Origin of the sequence: Labrys okinawensis (genome assembly GCF_047345005.1) — a bacterium.
GTDB classification, from domain to species: Bacteria; Pseudomonadota; Alphaproteobacteria; order Rhizobiales; family Labraceae; genus Labrys; species Labrys okinawensis.
Genome location: NZ_CP178864.1, coordinates 3,602,277 through 3,616,768 on the forward strand (window position 1 = coordinate 3,602,277; position 14,492 = coordinate 3,616,768).

The 14,492-nt window shown below is 63.7% G+C and carries 16 protein-coding genes; 6 read left to right on the forward strand and 10 right to left on the reverse strand.

Annotated features, from left to right (window positions below):
• Positions 1-6: 6 nt before the first annotated feature.
• A complete protein-coding gene (locus ACMDCR_RS16875) occupies positions 7-795 on the forward strand; it encodes a sigma factor-like helix-turn-helix DNA-binding protein (protein WP_413993651.1) in 789 nt (262 codons plus the stop codon).
• 55 nt (positions 796-850) lie between these two features.
• Here the strand turns inward: ACMDCR_RS16875 and ACMDCR_RS16880 are convergent, their stop codons facing one another.
• From ACMDCR_RS16880 to ACMDCR_RS16890, 3 genes are all read right to left on the reverse strand, one after another.
• Positions 851-1,579: an esterase family protein gene (locus ACMDCR_RS16880; protein WP_413987717.1), complete on the reverse strand. Its 729-nt coding sequence runs from the start codon at positions 1,577-1,579 to the stop codon at positions 851-853.
• Positions 1,576-2,541, reverse strand: a complete 966-nt coding sequence (locus ACMDCR_RS16885) for an acetylxylan esterase (protein WP_413987718.1) — start codon at positions 2,539-2,541, stop codon at positions 1,576-1,578. Before ACMDCR_RS16885 ends, ACMDCR_RS16880 begins: the two co-directional genes overlap by 4 nt.
• A gap of 93 nt (positions 2,542-2,634) precedes the next feature.
• The gene (locus tag ACMDCR_RS16890) at positions 2,635-3,465 is read right to left on the reverse strand and encodes a helix-turn-helix transcriptional regulator (protein ID WP_413987719.1); all 831 of its coding nucleotides are present in this window, start codon (positions 3,463-3,465) and stop codon (positions 2,635-2,637) included.
• Between the two features lie 93 nt (positions 3,466-3,558).
• Here ACMDCR_RS16890 and ACMDCR_RS16895 point away from each other — a divergent pair, with 93 nt between their 5' ends.
• Complete coding sequence (locus ACMDCR_RS16895) at positions 3,559-4,455, forward strand: SDR family oxidoreductase (RefSeq protein ID WP_413987720.1); 897 nt, start codon at positions 3,559-3,561, stop codon at positions 4,453-4,455.
• An 80-nt stretch (positions 4,456-4,535) separates the two neighbouring features.
• Here the strand turns inward: ACMDCR_RS16895 and ACMDCR_RS16900 are convergent, their stop codons facing one another.
• Positions 4,536-5,444, reverse strand: coding sequence for a LysR family transcriptional regulator (locus ACMDCR_RS16900; protein ID WP_413987721.1), 909 nt, complete (start codon positions 5,442-5,444; stop codon positions 4,536-4,538).
• Positions 5,445-5,561: 117 nt separating this feature from the next.
• On the opposite strand from ACMDCR_RS16900, the gene ACMDCR_RS16905 reads away from it, so the two are divergent.
• Positions 5,562-6,389, forward strand: a complete 828-nt coding sequence (locus ACMDCR_RS16905; RefSeq protein WP_413987722.1) for a class I SAM-dependent methyltransferase — start codon at positions 5,562-5,564, stop codon at positions 6,387-6,389.
• Between the two features lie 9 nt (positions 6,390-6,398).
• Positions 6,399-6,905, forward strand: coding sequence for a hypothetical protein (locus tag ACMDCR_RS16910; protein WP_413987723.1), 507 nt, complete (start codon positions 6,399-6,401; stop codon positions 6,903-6,905).
• 104 nt (positions 6,906-7,009) lie between these two features.
• Here the strand turns inward: ACMDCR_RS16910 and ACMDCR_RS16915 are convergent, their stop codons facing one another.
• Together ACMDCR_RS16915 and ACMDCR_RS16920 are read right to left on the reverse strand one after the other, a co-directional pair.
• The gene (locus tag ACMDCR_RS16915; RefSeq protein WP_413987724.1) at positions 7,010-7,642 is read right to left on the reverse strand and encodes a DUF6923 family protein; all 633 of its coding nucleotides are present in this window, start codon (positions 7,640-7,642) and stop codon (positions 7,010-7,012) included.
• A 63-nt stretch (positions 7,643-7,705) separates the two neighbouring features.
• Positions 7,706-8,926 carry a helix-turn-helix domain-containing protein gene (locus ACMDCR_RS16920; RefSeq protein ID WP_413987725.1) on the reverse strand — a complete coding sequence of 407 codons (1,221 nt, stop codon included), beginning with the start codon at positions 8,924-8,926 and terminating at the stop codon, positions 7,706-7,708.
• Positions 8,927-9,049: 123 nt separating this feature from the next.
• Here ACMDCR_RS16920 and ACMDCR_RS16925 point away from each other — a divergent pair, with 123 nt between their 5' ends.
• Together ACMDCR_RS16925 and ACMDCR_RS16930 are read left to right on the forward strand one after the other, a co-directional pair.
• Entirely contained in the window at positions 9,050-9,850 is an 801-nt protein-coding gene (locus ACMDCR_RS16925) for a DUF899 domain-containing protein (RefSeq protein WP_413987726.1), read from the forward strand.
• A gap of 191 nt (positions 9,851-10,041) precedes the next feature.
• Positions 10,042-10,437, forward strand: coding sequence for an MmcQ/YjbR family DNA-binding protein (locus ACMDCR_RS16930; protein WP_413987727.1), 396 nt, complete (start codon positions 10,042-10,044; stop codon positions 10,435-10,437).
• Between the two features lie 73 nt (positions 10,438-10,510).
• Here the strand turns inward: ACMDCR_RS16930 and ACMDCR_RS16935 are convergent, their stop codons facing one another.
• From ACMDCR_RS16935 to ACMDCR_RS16950, 4 genes are all read right to left on the reverse strand, one after another.
• Positions 10,511-11,611 (reverse strand): Ldh family oxidoreductase, encoded by a 1,101-nt coding sequence (locus tag ACMDCR_RS16935; protein ID WP_413987728.1) that lies wholly within the window; start codon positions 11,609-11,611, stop codon positions 10,511-10,513.
• Positions 11,612-11,683: 72 nt separating this feature from the next.
• On the reverse strand, positions 11,684-12,850 hold the full coding sequence (locus ACMDCR_RS16940; protein WP_413987729.1) for an NAD(P)/FAD-dependent oxidoreductase: 1,167 nt from the start codon (positions 12,848-12,850) through the stop codon (positions 11,684-11,686).
• A gap of 140 nt (positions 12,851-12,990) precedes the next feature.
• Positions 12,991-13,812, reverse strand: a complete 822-nt coding sequence (locus ACMDCR_RS16945; protein ID WP_413987730.1) for an alpha/beta fold hydrolase — start codon at positions 13,810-13,812, stop codon at positions 12,991-12,993.
• A 96-nt stretch (positions 13,813-13,908) separates the two neighbouring features.
• Complete coding sequence (locus tag ACMDCR_RS16950) at positions 13,909-14,457, reverse strand: isochorismatase family protein (protein WP_413987731.1); 549 nt, start codon at positions 14,455-14,457, stop codon at positions 13,909-13,911.
• Positions 14,458-14,492: the final 35 nt, after the last annotated feature.

The following is a 14,492-nucleotide window of genomic DNA, read 5'->3' on the forward strand; positions in this document are numbered from 1 at the left end:
GCACGCATGACGGGATCTGCGGTCACTGGCGAGGATGTATTGCAGGATACCCTCGTCAAGGCCCTTCACGCGAGAGCCCAGGGCGCCACGGTGGACAATCTCGAGGGCTGGCTGTTTCGCATCGCTCACAACGCGAGCCTCGATTTCCTACGCGACAGGTCCCGGAACACGGTCGTTCCGCTTACCGAAGATATCGAAGCGGCGCCGATACCTGAGGCGGACATCGTCGCAATCAGCTTTCAGACGTTTCTGCGGCTGCCTGAACTTCAGCGCTGCGCGGTGATCCTCAAGGATGTTCTGGGTCATTCGATCGACGAGATCGCAGGCATCGCCGAGTGCTCTCCGGCGGCCGCCAAATCGGCGCTTCAGCGCGGGCGCGCCGCGCTGCGGCAGCTCGCGCAGGCGCCCGAGGACACCCGCCTGCCGCTGATGTCCGATTCAGACCGGCGGAAGATCGCCGCTTATGTCAATCTGTTTCGAAGCGGCGATTTCGACGCGATCCGCGCCATGCTCGCCGACGACGTGAAGCTCGATCTGGTGAACCGACTCAAACTGGAAGGGCGCGACAAGATTGGCATTTATTTCACGCGCTATGCGGAAGAGGCCAAATGGCGGTTCGCCCTCGGTGCGGTTGAAGGACGGCCGGCCATGCTGGTCTTCGACGGCACCGGCCCGATGGAAAGACCTGCGCATTTTGTGCTGATCGACTGGTCGGAAGGCCGGATCCTCGAGATCCGGGATTTCCTGTTCGCCCCCTATGTGCTCGAAGCCATAGATTGGGTGCGGCTGGGCTGAAAGGTTACGCAGCCAGTTTCCTCCGGCATTCTCTCCGGTTCAACTTCACCCAACCTCAAACATACAGCGCCGCCATCCTTCGCCATGCCCCGGCGCGATGGGCGCGTCCGTCCCAGAAATGAAGCTGGTGACGAATGCTCTTTTCGTTGAGGAGGTGGCTGAGGTGACGGTTGTTGTCGAGGAAAGGGTCGGCATTTCCGATGACGAGGACGATGTCCAATTGGCGCAGCTTGTCCAGCCGCCAGTCGCAGTTGAGGCCGGGCAGGAAGTGCGTCGGGGTGTGGAAATAGATGTCGTCGCTATAATAGCCGTCGAACAAGTCTCCGAAACATTCCACCTGCATTGTAAGGTCATAGCGGCCGGAGAAGGCGACGAGCTTGCGGAAGAGGTGCGGATGCCGGAAAACCAGGCTGGCCGCCTGGAAGGCACCGAGACTGCAGCCCAGCGCCATCGTGCAATCGTGCGAGTTGGTCGAGGCCATCAGCGGCAGCACCTCGTTGAGGATGTATTCCTCGAAGGCGGCATGCCGGCGGATGCGGTCCGAGGGATGACGACCTGCGTCGTAGAAGGTTTCCTGCGCCAGCCCCTCGATGCAATAGAGCTGCAAATGTCCGGCATTCACCTTGTCGGCGAGGCTGGCGACGATGTTGAGCTTCTCATATTCCCAGAAGCGTCCGTCCCGTGTGGGGAACATGAGCACCTTGGCTCCGGCATGGCCGAAGATCAGTAGCTCCATGTCCCTGTGAAGCCGCGAACTATACCAGCGCCGATAATCTCGCCTCATGTCGCCCTGAAGAACTGCCTGACCTTTTCCGTAAGGAGTGCTTGCTGCTCCTCGCAGCCGGGATAGTCGAAATGACCCGCATCCAGCATGACGGTTTCATGATCGTTTGATGTCGGCAGCGCATTGGCCACCGAGAACTGGCAGGGCGGCGCCACCACTGGATCGAAGCGGGCGACGGCGAGGAGCATGGGAACCTGAATACGCGTCGCCGCCGTCGCCGCATCGAAAAGGCTGAGGGTATCGAGCACGCCCTCGTGGGTCTTCCGATAGTTCTGAACGGAATGGGCGCTGCCGGTGGTGGGCAGGGTCAGCCAGAGCGGCATGTTGCCGAAGGTCGGCACAACCAGATGGCCACGATCGATGCGTCTGTCGAAGGGAATCGCCAGTGCCCCGATGCCGCCACCGAAGCTGATGCCGCCATAGCCGATCCGCCCCTCAAGCTGGGGATAGAGCTCGGTCAGAACGGAGATGGCTACCCACAAATCCTCGACACACCCACCAAGGATATAGCTCCGCAGCTTGTCGATATCATTGAGCACGTGCCAGGCGGGATCGCTCGAAATCGGTGGACGGCTGCTGCGCGAGAGCCCGCGAAAGCAGGGAAACAGCACCGCTGTCTCCTTGACCGGAATGTCGAAATCCGGCTGGTCGCGCCCGCCATAGCCGTGGCCGACGACAAGGCCACGCCTGATCGTTCCCTCTCGCGGCAGCAAAAGCCAGCCGCCGATCCGGAAGTCATCGGTCGAGGTGTAGACGATGTCTTGGACGTGCCAGTTCGGATGGCTCAACTCGCTCTTGTCCAGTTGCGGCTGTGGGGTCACACCCAGCGCCTCGACATAACGCGCGCTCCAGAAATCGTCGAAGTGAGCCGGCGCCTGGGGCGGCCTTATCGCGCGAAGCTCGTCGAGCCCAAGGCCGTAGGTTGGGTCGAAATCATAGGGATGCTCTGTCGGAATGGTCATGAGATGCTTGTTTCGTCAAAACGGGCGGGAGGTGAGCGTGGCTCTGGGCCGCGGCTCGCGCTGACACGCTCCGCGCGTCCACCGTAGAACGGGTCATTGGGCGTCGAGCAGCGTCTTTATCCGCTCCGCATCCCCTGGGGTCACCAAATTGTAGACCACCATGGTGAGATCGAGCCGACCGTCGACCGCGAAGGCTGAATACTCGAAAACCAATGGGCCGAGAACGGGGTGTCGTATCTGCTTGAGGCCCTCCACATGGCTGCTGACGTCGTTGTCGCGCCACATCGCCCTGAATTCGGGGCTGAGACGGCAGAGTTCGTCGACGAGAGGCTCGACCTCCGCTGCCGCTCCGGCGCGGGCGGCGTCTACCCGGAAGGCGCCCACCACGAAGCGCGCCACGCTCTCCCAGTCATATTGCGCGGCGCGGAAGCGGGGATCGAGAAAGATGAAACGCAGGATGTTGCGCTGCTCCGGAGGCAGGGATCCATAGTCGATAAGCATGACGGTCGCCGCCCGGTTCCAGGCCACGACATCCCAAATGGCGGTGCGGATGAGGGCTGGGCTCGGCAGTAATGCGTCGAGCACGCGTTGCAGCCGTGGGGTGACGCCCTCGCCCTTCTGGTAACGCACCTCGGGCGGCCGTCCGAGGCCGAGGAGAAAAAGGTGCTCGCGCTCGACATCCGTCAGAAGCAGGGCATGGGCGATGCGATCAAGCACATCCGCCGAAGGTGCGCCACCCCGACCCTGTTCGAGCCAGGTGTACCAGGTGGGGCTGATATTGGCGCGCTGCGCCACTTCCTCGCGGCGCAGGCCGGGCGTGCGGCGGCGCTGCGAGGAAAAGCCGAAGGAGGCTGGATCGAGCTTCGCCCTGCGGTCCTTCAAATAGGTCCCGAGCAAGGCTTCATGCGTGGCGTGATCGCTCATCCTGTTAGCCATTATAATACGATAATGTCACTACTTTACCAGAATAAATCATCAGCACATGTTTGTCTTCATCCAAAACAGGAGATCGCGCTCATGCGTGTGTTTGTGACCGGCGCCGCCGGATTTATCGGCTCGGCCGTCGTCAAGGAAATGATTGGTGCGGGCCATCAAGTTTTGGGCCTGACCCGCTCGGACAAGGGGGCGCAAGAACTGGCTGCGGCCGGCGCCGAGGTGCATCGTGGCTCCCTCGAAGATCTGGACAGCCTCAGAGAGGGCGCCGCTCGATCGGACGGCGTGATCCATCTCGCCTTCAATCACGATTTCTCCAGATTCGTGGCCAATTGCGAGGATGATCGGCGTGTGATCGCGGCTCTCGGTTCGGCTCTTGCCGGTTCGGACCGCCCACTGATCATCACCTCCGGGACCCCAATAGCCAACACCGTGCCCGGTCAACCGGCTGAGGAAGACAATCCGATCATCGGTTCCGACGTGCATCCTCGCGCTGCCTCGGAAGAGGCGGGGCGCGCTGTCGCTGCCGATGGGGTCAATGTGTCGGTGATGAGGCTTCCGCAGGTTCACGATGCGGCGAAGCAGGGGCTCATCACCCCGCTGATCGAGATGTATCGCGAGAAGGGCGCCTGCACCTATGTCGGAGACGGACTTAACCGCTGGCCGGCGGCCTATGTGCTCGACGTCGCCCGCCTCTACAGGTTGGCGGTCGAAAGGGCTGAGCCGGATGCCAAATATCATGCGGTCGGGGAAGAGGGTGTGCCGACGCGCGACATTGCCGAAGCCATCGGCCGGCGCCTGGAGCTGCCGGTGAAATCCATCGCCCCGGAAGAGGCACAAGCCGCTTTCGGCTGGCTCGCAATGTTTGCCGGGCGCGACATGCCAGCCTCCAGCGCGCAAACGCGGCGAAAGTTGGGATGGCAGCCCTCCGGGCCGGGACTGCTCGCCGATCTTGAGCGATTGCATGTCTCTGGTGCCTGAAGCTTTCTGGCGCTCGAAGCGCGCATGGGTTTCGACGGAGGTCCCCGGTGTCGCGGCTGGCGTTTCCTTGCTATCGGAAGTCAGCCCTGATGCCTGACATGCTCTATGAAGGCGCGCAGTTTCGGCAGGACTTGGCGCCGGCCTGGGTGATAGAGGAAAACCCCCGGTGTCGACACGGCGAAGGAAGATAGCACCTCCAGCAATCGGCCATCGGCGATCGGTGCTTGCGTGATTGGCGCAGGCACCTGGGCGAGACCCAGGCCCTGGATTGCCGCCCCGAGGAGTGTGGGGTAGTCGTGCGCGACGAGCGGGCCGGAGACGATGGCTTCGACCGCCTTGCCGTCCTCCATAAAAGACCAGGATCCAATGGAGCCGTTCGAACGGCGGATACGCAGGCAGGCATGGCCGCGCAGGTCGTCGATGCGTTGCGGCGGTGGGTGCCGGTCAAGATAATCGGGGCTCGCGACGACCGCGAAAGGGAAGGGCGGCGTCAGGCGGATGGCGACCATGTCGGGTGAGATGAACTGGCCGAGGCGGATGCCGGCGTCGAAGCCGTGTGCCGCGAGGTCGACCATTTCCTCGCTCGCTGCGATCTCCACTTCGATTTCGGGATAGGCTTGACAGAAGGAGGCGATCTGCGGCTCGAGAAGCAGCGGCACGACCGCTCGGGGCACGGCGAGACGCAGGAGTCCGGCGGGACGTTGCCCCAGATCGCGGGCAGCCTCAGCGGCGGCCACAAGTTCCTCGAAGGCGGGCGCCGCCCGTTCCAGGAAGCGTTTGCCGGCCTCGGTCAGCCCGACACTGCGCGTCGTGCGGGTGAGAAGCGCGGCGCCAACCCTTGCTTCAAGCAGACGTATCGTCTGACTTACGGCCGACGTCGTGACGCCCAGAGCCGCCGCCGCCCGACGGAAACTGCGGTGCCGAGCGACGTTCAGGAACGTCTCCACACCGTCCAACGCACCTTGTCTGACTGTGAAGTTCTGCTTCATGGCCCGTCAACATTATCGCCGATAGAAGCTCACGGGAAGCTGTCTTACATCTGGCTTGTGCACCAGAGCCGGGAACCGAAACCGGCAATACCCCTGAAGCCGAGGAGAAATCCTGCCATGACCGATCTACTCGACGATGTGCGTGATCACTATCGCGCCACCGGTCTCATCGAACGACTGACGGCGGCGCTCGCCGTTCTCGGGCCCGAGGAGAGGCCGCTCACTCCCGAACAATTGAGCGGTCTCGACCAGTTTCACACGCGCGGTCTCGCGGCGACCGCCGAACTGGCGAAGCTGGCCGGAATCACGGCCGATACGCGCGTGCTCGATGTCGGTTCAGGCATCGGCGGGCCCGCGCGTTTCCTTGTCGCGACCCATGGTTGCCGCGTGGCGGGCGTCGATCTCAGCGAGTCCTTCGTCGAGGCCGCGCGCTATCTGACCGCTCGCACCGGACAGGGTGAGGAGGTCTCCTTCGAGGCCGCCAGCGCCCTGGAACTTCCTTTCGGCAACGCCAGCTTTGATGTCGCGTTGCTCCAGCATGTCGCCATGAACATCGCCGATCGGCCGCGCCTCTACCGCGAGATCCGTCGGGTGCTTAAGCCGGGCGGGCGGTTCGCCACATATGATGTCGTGCTGAGGGGCGGTGAGCCGCATTACCCGCTCCCCTGGGCGCGCACGCCGGCAACGAGCTTTCTCCTGACGGCCGAGGGCACACGCGAGGCGATCGAGCCGGCCGGCTTCCAGGCCCTCATCAGGCAGGACGACACCGAGACGGCCAAAGCCTGGTTCGCCGGATTGCGTGCTTCGGGACCGCCGCCTTCCCCCAATCTTGGCGTGGTGATGGGGCCGGAATTTCCTGCGCTTACCGGCAATCTAGGGCGCAGTCTCATGGAAGGCCGGCTGGGCATCCTCACTGCGGTGTTCGAAGCCGTGGCGGTTCGATAGGAGAGGCAGATGTCACCCGAAACCCTCTTCCGTATTCATCTCGCGTTGGGCTACGTGGCATGGCTGCTTTGCTTTGGCACCTATATCCTGCCCAGGCTCAAGGCGATGGACCCGGTCGATGCACTTCGCGCCATTGCGACCCTGCACAGTTTCCGCTTCTTCGGGCTTGTCTTCATCCTGCCCGGCGTCGTCGGCCCCAATCTGCCGGCGGACTTCACGGTGTTCGCGGCCTATGGCGACTTCGCCACAGGCGTACTGGCCATGATCGCGCTGATCACAGTGAGAATGAGGTCGCTCTTTTGGCTGTTCGTCATTGCCTTCAATCTCGTCGGAGTGACGGACCTCATTGTCGATTATGTTCACGCCACCCAGGTAGACCTGCCAGCGCGGGCAGGGGAATTGGGAGCCACCTATGCGATCCCGATCCTCTATGTGCCGTTGCTGATGATCACGCATGTCGTCGCGTTCTATCTGCTGCTGCGTTCACCGCTCCGGCGGGAACGCCCCATCACTTGAGCCGGCGCTGGCGCTCCATCCCCGCCTGCTCGGTTCCGCCAGCTGGAAGTCGCCAGTCTTTACGGCACCGCCGGGCCGGGGGCTTGGCGCCAGCCGACGGGGCCTCAGTCCGATCGGCGGACGGCTCTCACTTTCCCGCTTCGCCCGCCCCCGCAGAAGAAGCAGCCATTGCCGTCGCTTTCCAGCCCGGAGATGCCCGCGCCGGCAGGCATGTCGAGCCTTTCCAGCACCTTGCCCGTGGCAGGATCGATGCGCCGCAGCTCGCTCTCATCGTTCTCCCAGGTGCCGTGCCAGAGTTCGCCGTTGGTCCAGGTGACGCCTGTGACATGGCGGTTGGAGTCGATGGTACGCAGAACTTTTCCCGTTTCTGGGTCGATCTGGTGGATCTTGCGGTCGCGATATTGTCCCACCCACAGCGTCCCCTCGGCCCAGGCGAGGCCGGAATCGCTCCCGCCGCCCGGCGCGGGGATGGCAGCAAGCACATCGCCGGTGGCCGGATCGATCTTCTGGATGCGATCCTCGGCGATCTGGAACAGGTGCTGTCCGTCAAAGGCCGTGCCGGCATGCGCGGGCACCTCGATCGAGCGTTCGATCTCGCCGCTCTGGGGATCCAACGCATTCAGCCTGTCGCCCGCGGCGAACCAGACTCGCTGGCCGTCGAAGGTGACGCCACCCACCTGCTCGACGCCAGGAAAGGGACCGTATTCGCGCACGATGTTCGCTGCTGATCTTGTCATGCTTTCGCCCTCCATGTCTCATCCACTCCGGCGCCGGCCGGCTGTCATCTGGTCGACCGGATGCTAGCCGCCCGGCAGCGGCGCCGGGAGTAACAAGGTCGTCGTGAAACCTGGAACCGGCGTGGTCATCCAGCGCAACGCCCGTCCGCGACCGACGGATTGTACCTTGCCCGCCAGGGCGAGCCCATCGAGAGCGCGCTGTACCGTGCGCTGGCTGGCGCTGAGCGCCAATGCCAACGCGGAGCTCGACCAGGCTTCGCCATCGGCCAGGAAGGCGAGTACGGCCCCGTGCTGTTCCTCGACCGGCCGCGCCAGGATGAGGACATCGCGGGCCCGGCATGGCGCCAGCGCAAAGCCTTGCTTGGTGGCGCTGATGTCGGCGACGGAATGCAGAATGCTGCGAAGGCGGCCGATCTCCACCCGCAGCCGGGCGCGGTGCGATTCATCAGCGTGTCGGGCGCCGAAAGCCCGCGCCAATAGCAACTCCCGCGTGACATCGCCTGGCCATGCTTCGGCGAGGGTGCGCGCCAAGGCAAACAGGACGGGGCGTGTCGCAAGCGGTATCGCTGCTTGCGCGTCACGCACCACATGACGGCAGGCGTCCACCACCAGTGCCTCGGAGGTTTGCAGCGCTTCGACCTCGTCCAGCAGCAGCGGCCGCTCCTTTCTGCCGGAGATCAGGCGCGCGGCAGGGCTGTTCAGTGCCTGAGCCGTGCTTTCGACCTCCGCGGTGAGGGCGGGAATATCAGCCTCGTGTGCGGCCTGTTTGGCCCGGGCGAGGGCGTCGCGTGCAGTTTTGGACCGAAGACGCCGCATGGCGATGCCGGCGATCGCCAGCTCGTGCGCAGTTCTCAGGGCTGGCGGCAGGAGATCGGGATCGAGCTCGCCGAGTTTGCGCTCAGCTTCGTCCAGACGCCCGATCAGGAGCAGGCGGCGGGCTTCGAGATGGCGGGCGTGAGCGCCGTTCACCCGGTCACCATGCCGCTCCAGTGTTGCCCGCGCTGCGTCGAGCGTCTTGGCGGGCCAGCCGAGGTCGCGCGAGACCAAGGCGATTTCGGCCTCCGCCACGATGCATCGCGCCCGCGAGAGCGCCTCTTTCGGCCCGAAGGCGCGGGCGGCCTGACGCAGCAGAAGCTTCGCGCGATCGAGATCGCCGAGCTGCGCCATCGCGATGCCACGAAGTGCCAACGCAGGCGGATCGTTGCGCAGGGCAACCCGGTTCAGGGCGCCGAAGGGGTCACCCGCGGCCAAGGCATGTGCTGCGGCTGTGATCAGCGAGTCCATCGAAATCCCGCCACACTTGTCACTCCCACCTTCGATAGCCGGTTACTAATCTATCTCACGACCACCGACCAGCCGCCATGGCGCCGGGTGGCGAATGGCGGGGTTAAGCAAGGGAGAGCAAGGATGACGACGACTCATAAAATCGGCACGCGCGAAGAATGGCTGGCAGCCCGGCTCGACCTGCTCGAAGCGGAGAAGGAACTGACGCGCCGCAGCGACGAGGTGGCGCGCAGGCGCCAGGATCTGCCATGGGTCCGCATCGACAAGACCTATCGCTTCGAGACAGAGGCGGGGAGCGCCACCCTGCCGGATCTCTTTGGCGGACGCTCGCAGCTCCTCGTCTATCACTTCATGTTCGGCCCGGATTACAAGGCAGGCTGCCCGTCCTGCTCGGCGATTGCGGACGGCTTCGACGGCTTTGCCGTGCATCTCGCCAATCACGACGTGATGCTCCATGCGGTGTCACGTGCACCGCTTGGGAAATTGCAGGCTTATAAGCAGCGGCTGGGCTGGCGCTTTCCTTGGGCCTCTTCCTTCGGCAGCGACTTCAACGCCGATTTCAACGTCGGCTTCACCGATGCGCAGCAACGCGAAGGCGGCATCGAATATAACTACCGGCGAGAGCCTGCATGGGAAGGGCAGGAACCAGCGCCGAAGGAGCGGGCGGAGAACCCGCCTGCCGAAGGGGGAATCCTTGCCGAGATCGCGGCCACGGCCGGCACCGATCCCTCGACATTCATCCGCGAGCGGCCGGGCATGAGTGCCTTCGCGCTGGTAGATGGCGCCGTCTACCACACCTATTCGACCTACGCGCGTGGACTCGACGGCTTGTGGGGCATGTATCAGTGGCTCGACCGAGCGCCTCTGGGCCGCAACGAAACGGGCATGTGGTGGCGGCGCCGCGACGAATACGCAAAGGCTTGAAACCCGGTTCATAGGGTACCCGCATAGAATGACGGCCCCGCAAGGGGCCGCTCCGGGTACCGTCCATCGGAAGAGAGGGCAGTGGCGCGCTACGCCTGGCGGGAATGCCAGGTGGAGCGCCCTTGCAATATGTTCTCATTTTGTTCTATGTTGTTTTTGTCCAGGATGAGGTGCCTGTCTCTGGGAGTCCGATGAATCCTTTCGAACCCGAAAGCTTCGAGCGCTTCGCTCTCTCGCTGGCCGGCGTTTCGCTGGTTGAGCAGTGGGGAGCCAGGGTCGCGAAGGTGGGCGGCAAGGTGTTCGCGCTGGTGAGCCTGACGCCGCCCGATCTGCACCATCTGGTGTTCAAGACCGGCGAGATGAGTTTCGAGGTGCTGACTGCCCTGGCGGGCGTCAAGCAGGCGCCCTATTTCGCCAAGCGGCAATGGGTCTGCGTTGCCCCGGACGCCGCGCTGAGCCCTGACGAAATCGAGGCTTATCTGAGACGGTCCTACGGGCTGATCGCCTCGAACCTCACGAAGAAGCTGCAGCGCGAGCTGGGTCTCCTGGAGCAAAGCGCGTTTACACGCAAACGCCCATTGCTCTAACTCCTTGTTTCAACGCGTCTTTGCGATTCTTGCCGATTCCGCCGAATCGCAAAACGCTCTGGAGCCGTGAGGATCAGGCGCCGAGCAGGAAGGGGGCTCCGGCTGCAAGGGCAATCTCGCGGATTTTCTCGAGAAGCCCCGCCGACATTGGAATGCCGTCGACGAGGCGCTGCTCTCGTGTGAGCCATTCGGGATCGCCGGGGATTAGCACCGGCTCGTCCGGCTTGATGGGACGGGTCGCTCTGAGGGTGGCAACGACATCCTCGACATCGCGCTGGAACTCGTCGAGCGGGCGGAAAGCCTGTGGGTCGATGGCCATGAAGAAATGGCCGATATTGTCGGGATCGCCCGGCTTCTGGGTCTTGTTGCGTGTCGGCGAGAAGGAGCCACCGGAGAGCGAGCCGGCCAGGATCTGGGCGAACAGGCCTAGACCGTAGCCCTTGTGGCCGCCGAGTGTCGTGCCGGCGCCTCCGATTGGGGTAAGGCCACCCTCGCCATTGCTCGACAGGCGCTGAAAGGCGAGGCCAGACTCACATACGACTTCGCCCCGGGCGTCGACTACCCAGCCCGCCGGAAGGGATTTGTCGGCGAGGGCATAGATCTTCACCTTGTTGCTGGCGACCACGCTGGTGGCGATGTCCAGAATGATCGGCAGGGCATCACCCGAGGATGCCGCCAGAGAGATGACATTGGTGCCGAGCACCGCTTCGGCGGCACGTGTCGGCACCACGCTTACAAACCGGGTGGTTGAAACAGCCATGCCGATCAGGTTCGCCCTGGCGGCCATGTGGCTATAGATCCCCGCGGCGCCGAAATGATGCGAGTTGAAGACCGAGACAGCGGCAATGCCCATCGCCTTGGCCTTGTCGATGGCAAGCTCCATCGCCATGGCGGAGACGGGATGGCCGAGCCCGGCGCCGCCATCGATCAGCGCCGTGGCTGGCGTCTGGCGCATGATGCGCGGCTCGGCCTTGAGCTTGAGTTGGCCGGTTTCATAAATCTGGCGATAGAGCAGCAGCATGGAAATGCCGTGGGAATCGACACCGCGGAGGTCCGTCTCGGTCATGATCTCGGCGGTGGTGCCGATCTTGTCCTCGGGCATGCCCCATGCCCGCAGCACGGCCTCGATCTGCGCACTCACGACGGCGGCGGGCACGTTCAGGAAGTCGGTCATCGATCATTTTCTCGCGGATATATATGTTTATTGTCAAATGGATATGGAAAAAAGCTACTATGATTTCTCAAGTTAGGCTGGTCTTTGCATAAGCGCCAGGCGCTTCACTTCCTCTGCTATGGCAAGAGAGGAGGTAAGGCCCGGAGATTCAATGCCGTAGAGGGAGAGGTAAGCGGGGTGGCCGGTCTGCCAGGGGCCATGAATGACGAAATCGCCTGCGCCGCCGCAGGGGCCGGTGATCTTTGGGCGCACACCGGAGTAGGCAGGCTGCAGGGCGCCATCACGAAGGCCCGGCCAATAACGCCGGATGGCGGCGTAGAACTTCTCCGCACGACGCGGATCCACCTCATAGTCGATCGTCTTGGTCCACTCGACGTCGGGACCGAAGCGGGCTTGTCCCGCGAGGTCGAGGGTGAGGTGCACGCCGAGCCCACCAGGTTCCGGCACGGGATAGATTAGGCGCTGCGAGGGCGCCCGGCCTGCCAGCGAGAAATAGCTGCCTTTGGCGAGATGGCGTTCCGGTATTGTGGTCTTGTCGAGCCCCTCGATGCTGCGCGAAACCGCCCAGGCATCGAGTCCCGCGCTGTTGACCACGAGCTTCGCCTCGATCTCGATGGGATCGCGGCCGCCAACGCTGAGAAGCATGCGGTTGCCCTCAAGCCGGCCGCCCAGCACGGGCGAGTGGGTGACAACGCTCCCGCCATGGGTCTCGATATCGGCGACATAGGCCGCCATCAGGCCATGGCTGTCGACGATGCCGGTGCTCGGCGAAAGCAGCGCCGCCGCCGCGACCAGGTCGGGCTCCATCCGTCGCACGGTGTCGCCGTCAAGAAGTATGCAGTCGTTGACATTGTTGGCGATGGCCTGCTTCTGCAGCTTTTCCAGATAGGCCAGCTCGGCCTCATTGGCGGCGACGACCAGCTTGCCGCAGCGCCGGTGCGCGATGCCACGCTCCTCGCAATAGGCATAGAGCTTGTCCTTGCCTTCGACGCAGAGCTTCGCCTTCAGGCTGCTGGTCGGATAATAGAGGCCGGCGTGGATTACCTCGCTGTTGCGCGATGAGATGATGCTGCCGGTGATCGCCTCGGCCTCGAGCACTACCACCTCCCGGCCGGCCAACGCCAGGGCCCGGCCGATGGCAAGACCGATGACGCCGCCGCCGATCACCACGCTATCGAGGGCAAGGCGCGAGGAGGCTGAGAAACTTCCGCCAGGGTTCTCGACCGACGCCTCGCTCATTCAATAAACATCCAGGGAAAACGCCATGACTGAAGGTCTAGCCTCCGCGAGCCGAGGGTCAAGCGCCGAATTAGAATGTTTGCGAGCGGGCTCATTTGAGCCAAGCCCCCATCACAAAAAGTCGAGGTTCCTCCGTTCGTTCATTCAGGACTTGGAGCGTTGAAGACTCTGCTGACGAACGTCAACATCGCTTGGTTGAACAGCGCCGGCCGCTGCAGGGGCGCGAAATGGCTGACGCCGGGCAGGATCACCAGCCTCGCGCCGGGAATGCTGCGTGCTAGATATTCGGCGTGGTCGAGCCTGATGAACTCCTCATGCTCGCCTTGCGAAATGGTGACGGGTACGCGTATGCGGGCGAGATCCTGCGCTGTGTAGTTCGGCTGGGTCTTCATCATTTGCGTAACCGCGGCCACGAAAGGTTCGAACTCGTCCGGCGTCGGCGATAGCGCGGCATAATCTTGGCCGTGGCGCGCGAAGCAGCGGTCGAGCGCCACGCTCGGCTGCAGCTCCTTGGTGCCGCCAGGATCCATGTTGCAGGCAAAAAAGAACACGCCGGCCACACGCTCCGGCGCCTTGTCGGCCAGGATCAGGGCGATGCAGGCGCCGTCGCTCCAGCCGACAAGGGCGGCCTTTTCGAGTTTCAGCCCGTCCATCACGCCCAGGACGTCGCCGGCCATGCGGTCATAGCTGTAGGGCTGCTCGTCGCGGCTGCTGTGGCCATGGCCGCGGCTGTCCATCAGGACCGCCTGGTAGCCGGCCGCGAGCAGGGCGGGTACCTGATAACCCCAATTGCCGCCGTGCCCGAGCCCGCCATGGAGCAGGATCACCGCTGGCCCGGCGCCGAAGGACGCGTACCAGATATGGGCGCCATCATGTTCGACATGGCCCTCCTCGCGCCCGGGCGGCAAGGGCGCCGCCCCATGAGTGGCGAAATGCTCGAGCTCGTCGTCTCGGAATTCCATAGTGGTATCGCTCCCGTTGATTCCTCTGAAAGACGCGCAGGGCGGGAGGATACCGACAAGGCGGTGCGATGCTCAGGCTTTTTCTGGGGCTCTCGTTCAGCCGAGCCTCGCGAGCACCTCCTCGGTGCTGGTGCTTTCGCCGATGCGAGGGAAGGTTCTGGCGAGGCTGTTCTCGTGCGCTTCGGTATTGAGATCGGTCATGGCGTCCGTCACCAGCACAACATTGTAGCCATGGTCGTAGGCGGTGCGGGCGGTGGCTTCCACGCCGACAGAGGTGGCCATGCCGGCGAAAAAGACCTGGGTCACTCCACGCCGGCGCAGGATCTGTTCCAGGGCGGTGCCATAAAAGGCGCCAACCTGCATCTTGGTCACTGTGTAATCGTCAGGCTGCCGGTCGAGCTCGGAAACCAGATCCGTCCAGTCGGCCGGCGGCGTGAAGTTGAAGGTGGCATCGGTGCGGCCCGGTGCCCTGCCGGCGACATTCACGAGCACCACGGGCAGCTTGCGGGCGCGAAAGGCGCGGGCCAGCCTGGCCGCGCGCTCGACGATCTGCGCGGCCGGATGGGCAGTCGGCAAGCCAACGATACCCTTCTGGAGGTCGATGACGACGAGGGCGGCATTGGTGTCGATTTGGGACAGAGCCATTGTGCAATCCTTCGGTACTAAAAGTGGAGGAAAAG

Excerpts from the sequence above, each read along its gene's own strand:
- ACMDCR_RS16900 (WP_413987721.1), bottom strand. The coding sequence starts at position 5,444 with ATGAAGCAGAACTTCACAGTCAGACAAGGTGCGTTGGACGGTGTGGAG.
- ACMDCR_RS16925 (WP_413987726.1), top strand. The coding sequence starts at position 9,050 with ATGACGACGACTCATAAAATCGGCACGCGCGAAGAATGGCTGGCAGCC.
- ACMDCR_RS16940 (WP_413987729.1), bottom strand. The coding sequence starts at position 12,850 with ATGAGCGAGGCGTCGGTCGAGAACCCTGGCGGAAGTTTCTCAGCCTCC.
- ACMDCR_RS16890 (WP_413987719.1), bottom strand. The coding sequence starts at position 3,465 with ATGAGCGATCACGCCACGCATGAAGCCTTGCTCGGGACCTATTTGAAG.
- ACMDCR_RS16950 (WP_413987731.1), bottom strand. The coding sequence starts at position 14,457 with ATGGCTCTGTCCCAAATCGACACCAATGCCGCCCTCGTCGTCATCGAC.
- ACMDCR_RS16935 (WP_413987728.1), bottom strand. The coding sequence starts at position 11,611 with ATGACCGACTTCCTGAACGTGCCCGCCGCCGTCGTGAGTGCGCAGATC.
- ACMDCR_RS16915 (WP_413987724.1), bottom strand. The coding sequence starts at position 7,642 with ATGACAAGATCAGCAGCGAACATCGTGCGCGAATACGGTCCCTTTCCT.
- ACMDCR_RS16880 (WP_413987717.1), bottom strand. The coding sequence starts at position 1,579 with ATGAGGCGAGATTATCGGCGCTGGTATAGTTCGCGGCTTCACAGGGAC.
- ACMDCR_RS16905 (WP_413987722.1), top strand. The coding sequence starts at position 5,562 with ATGACCGATCTACTCGACGATGTGCGTGATCACTATCGCGCCACCGGT.
- ACMDCR_RS16875 (WP_413993651.1), top strand. The coding sequence starts at position 7 with ATGACGGGATCTGCGGTCACTGGCGAGGATGTATTGCAGGATACCCTC.
- ACMDCR_RS16895 (WP_413987720.1), top strand. The coding sequence starts at position 3,559 with ATGCGTGTGTTTGTGACCGGCGCCGCCGGATTTATCGGCTCGGCCGTC.
- ACMDCR_RS16885 (WP_413987718.1), bottom strand. The coding sequence starts at position 2,541 with ATGACCATTCCGACAGAGCATCCCTATGATTTCGACCCAACCTACGGC.
- ACMDCR_RS16920 (WP_413987725.1), bottom strand. The coding sequence starts at position 8,926 with ATGGACTCGCTGATCACAGCCGCAGCACATGCCTTGGCCGCGGGTGAC.
- ACMDCR_RS16910 (WP_413987723.1), top strand. The coding sequence starts at position 6,399 with ATGTCACCCGAAACCCTCTTCCGTATTCATCTCGCGTTGGGCTACGTG.
- ACMDCR_RS16930 (WP_413987727.1), top strand. The coding sequence starts at position 10,042 with ATGAATCCTTTCGAACCCGAAAGCTTCGAGCGCTTCGCTCTCTCGCTG.
- ACMDCR_RS16945 (WP_413987730.1), bottom strand. The coding sequence starts at position 13,812 with ATGGAATTCCGAGACGACGAGCTCGAGCATTTCGCCACTCATGGGGCG.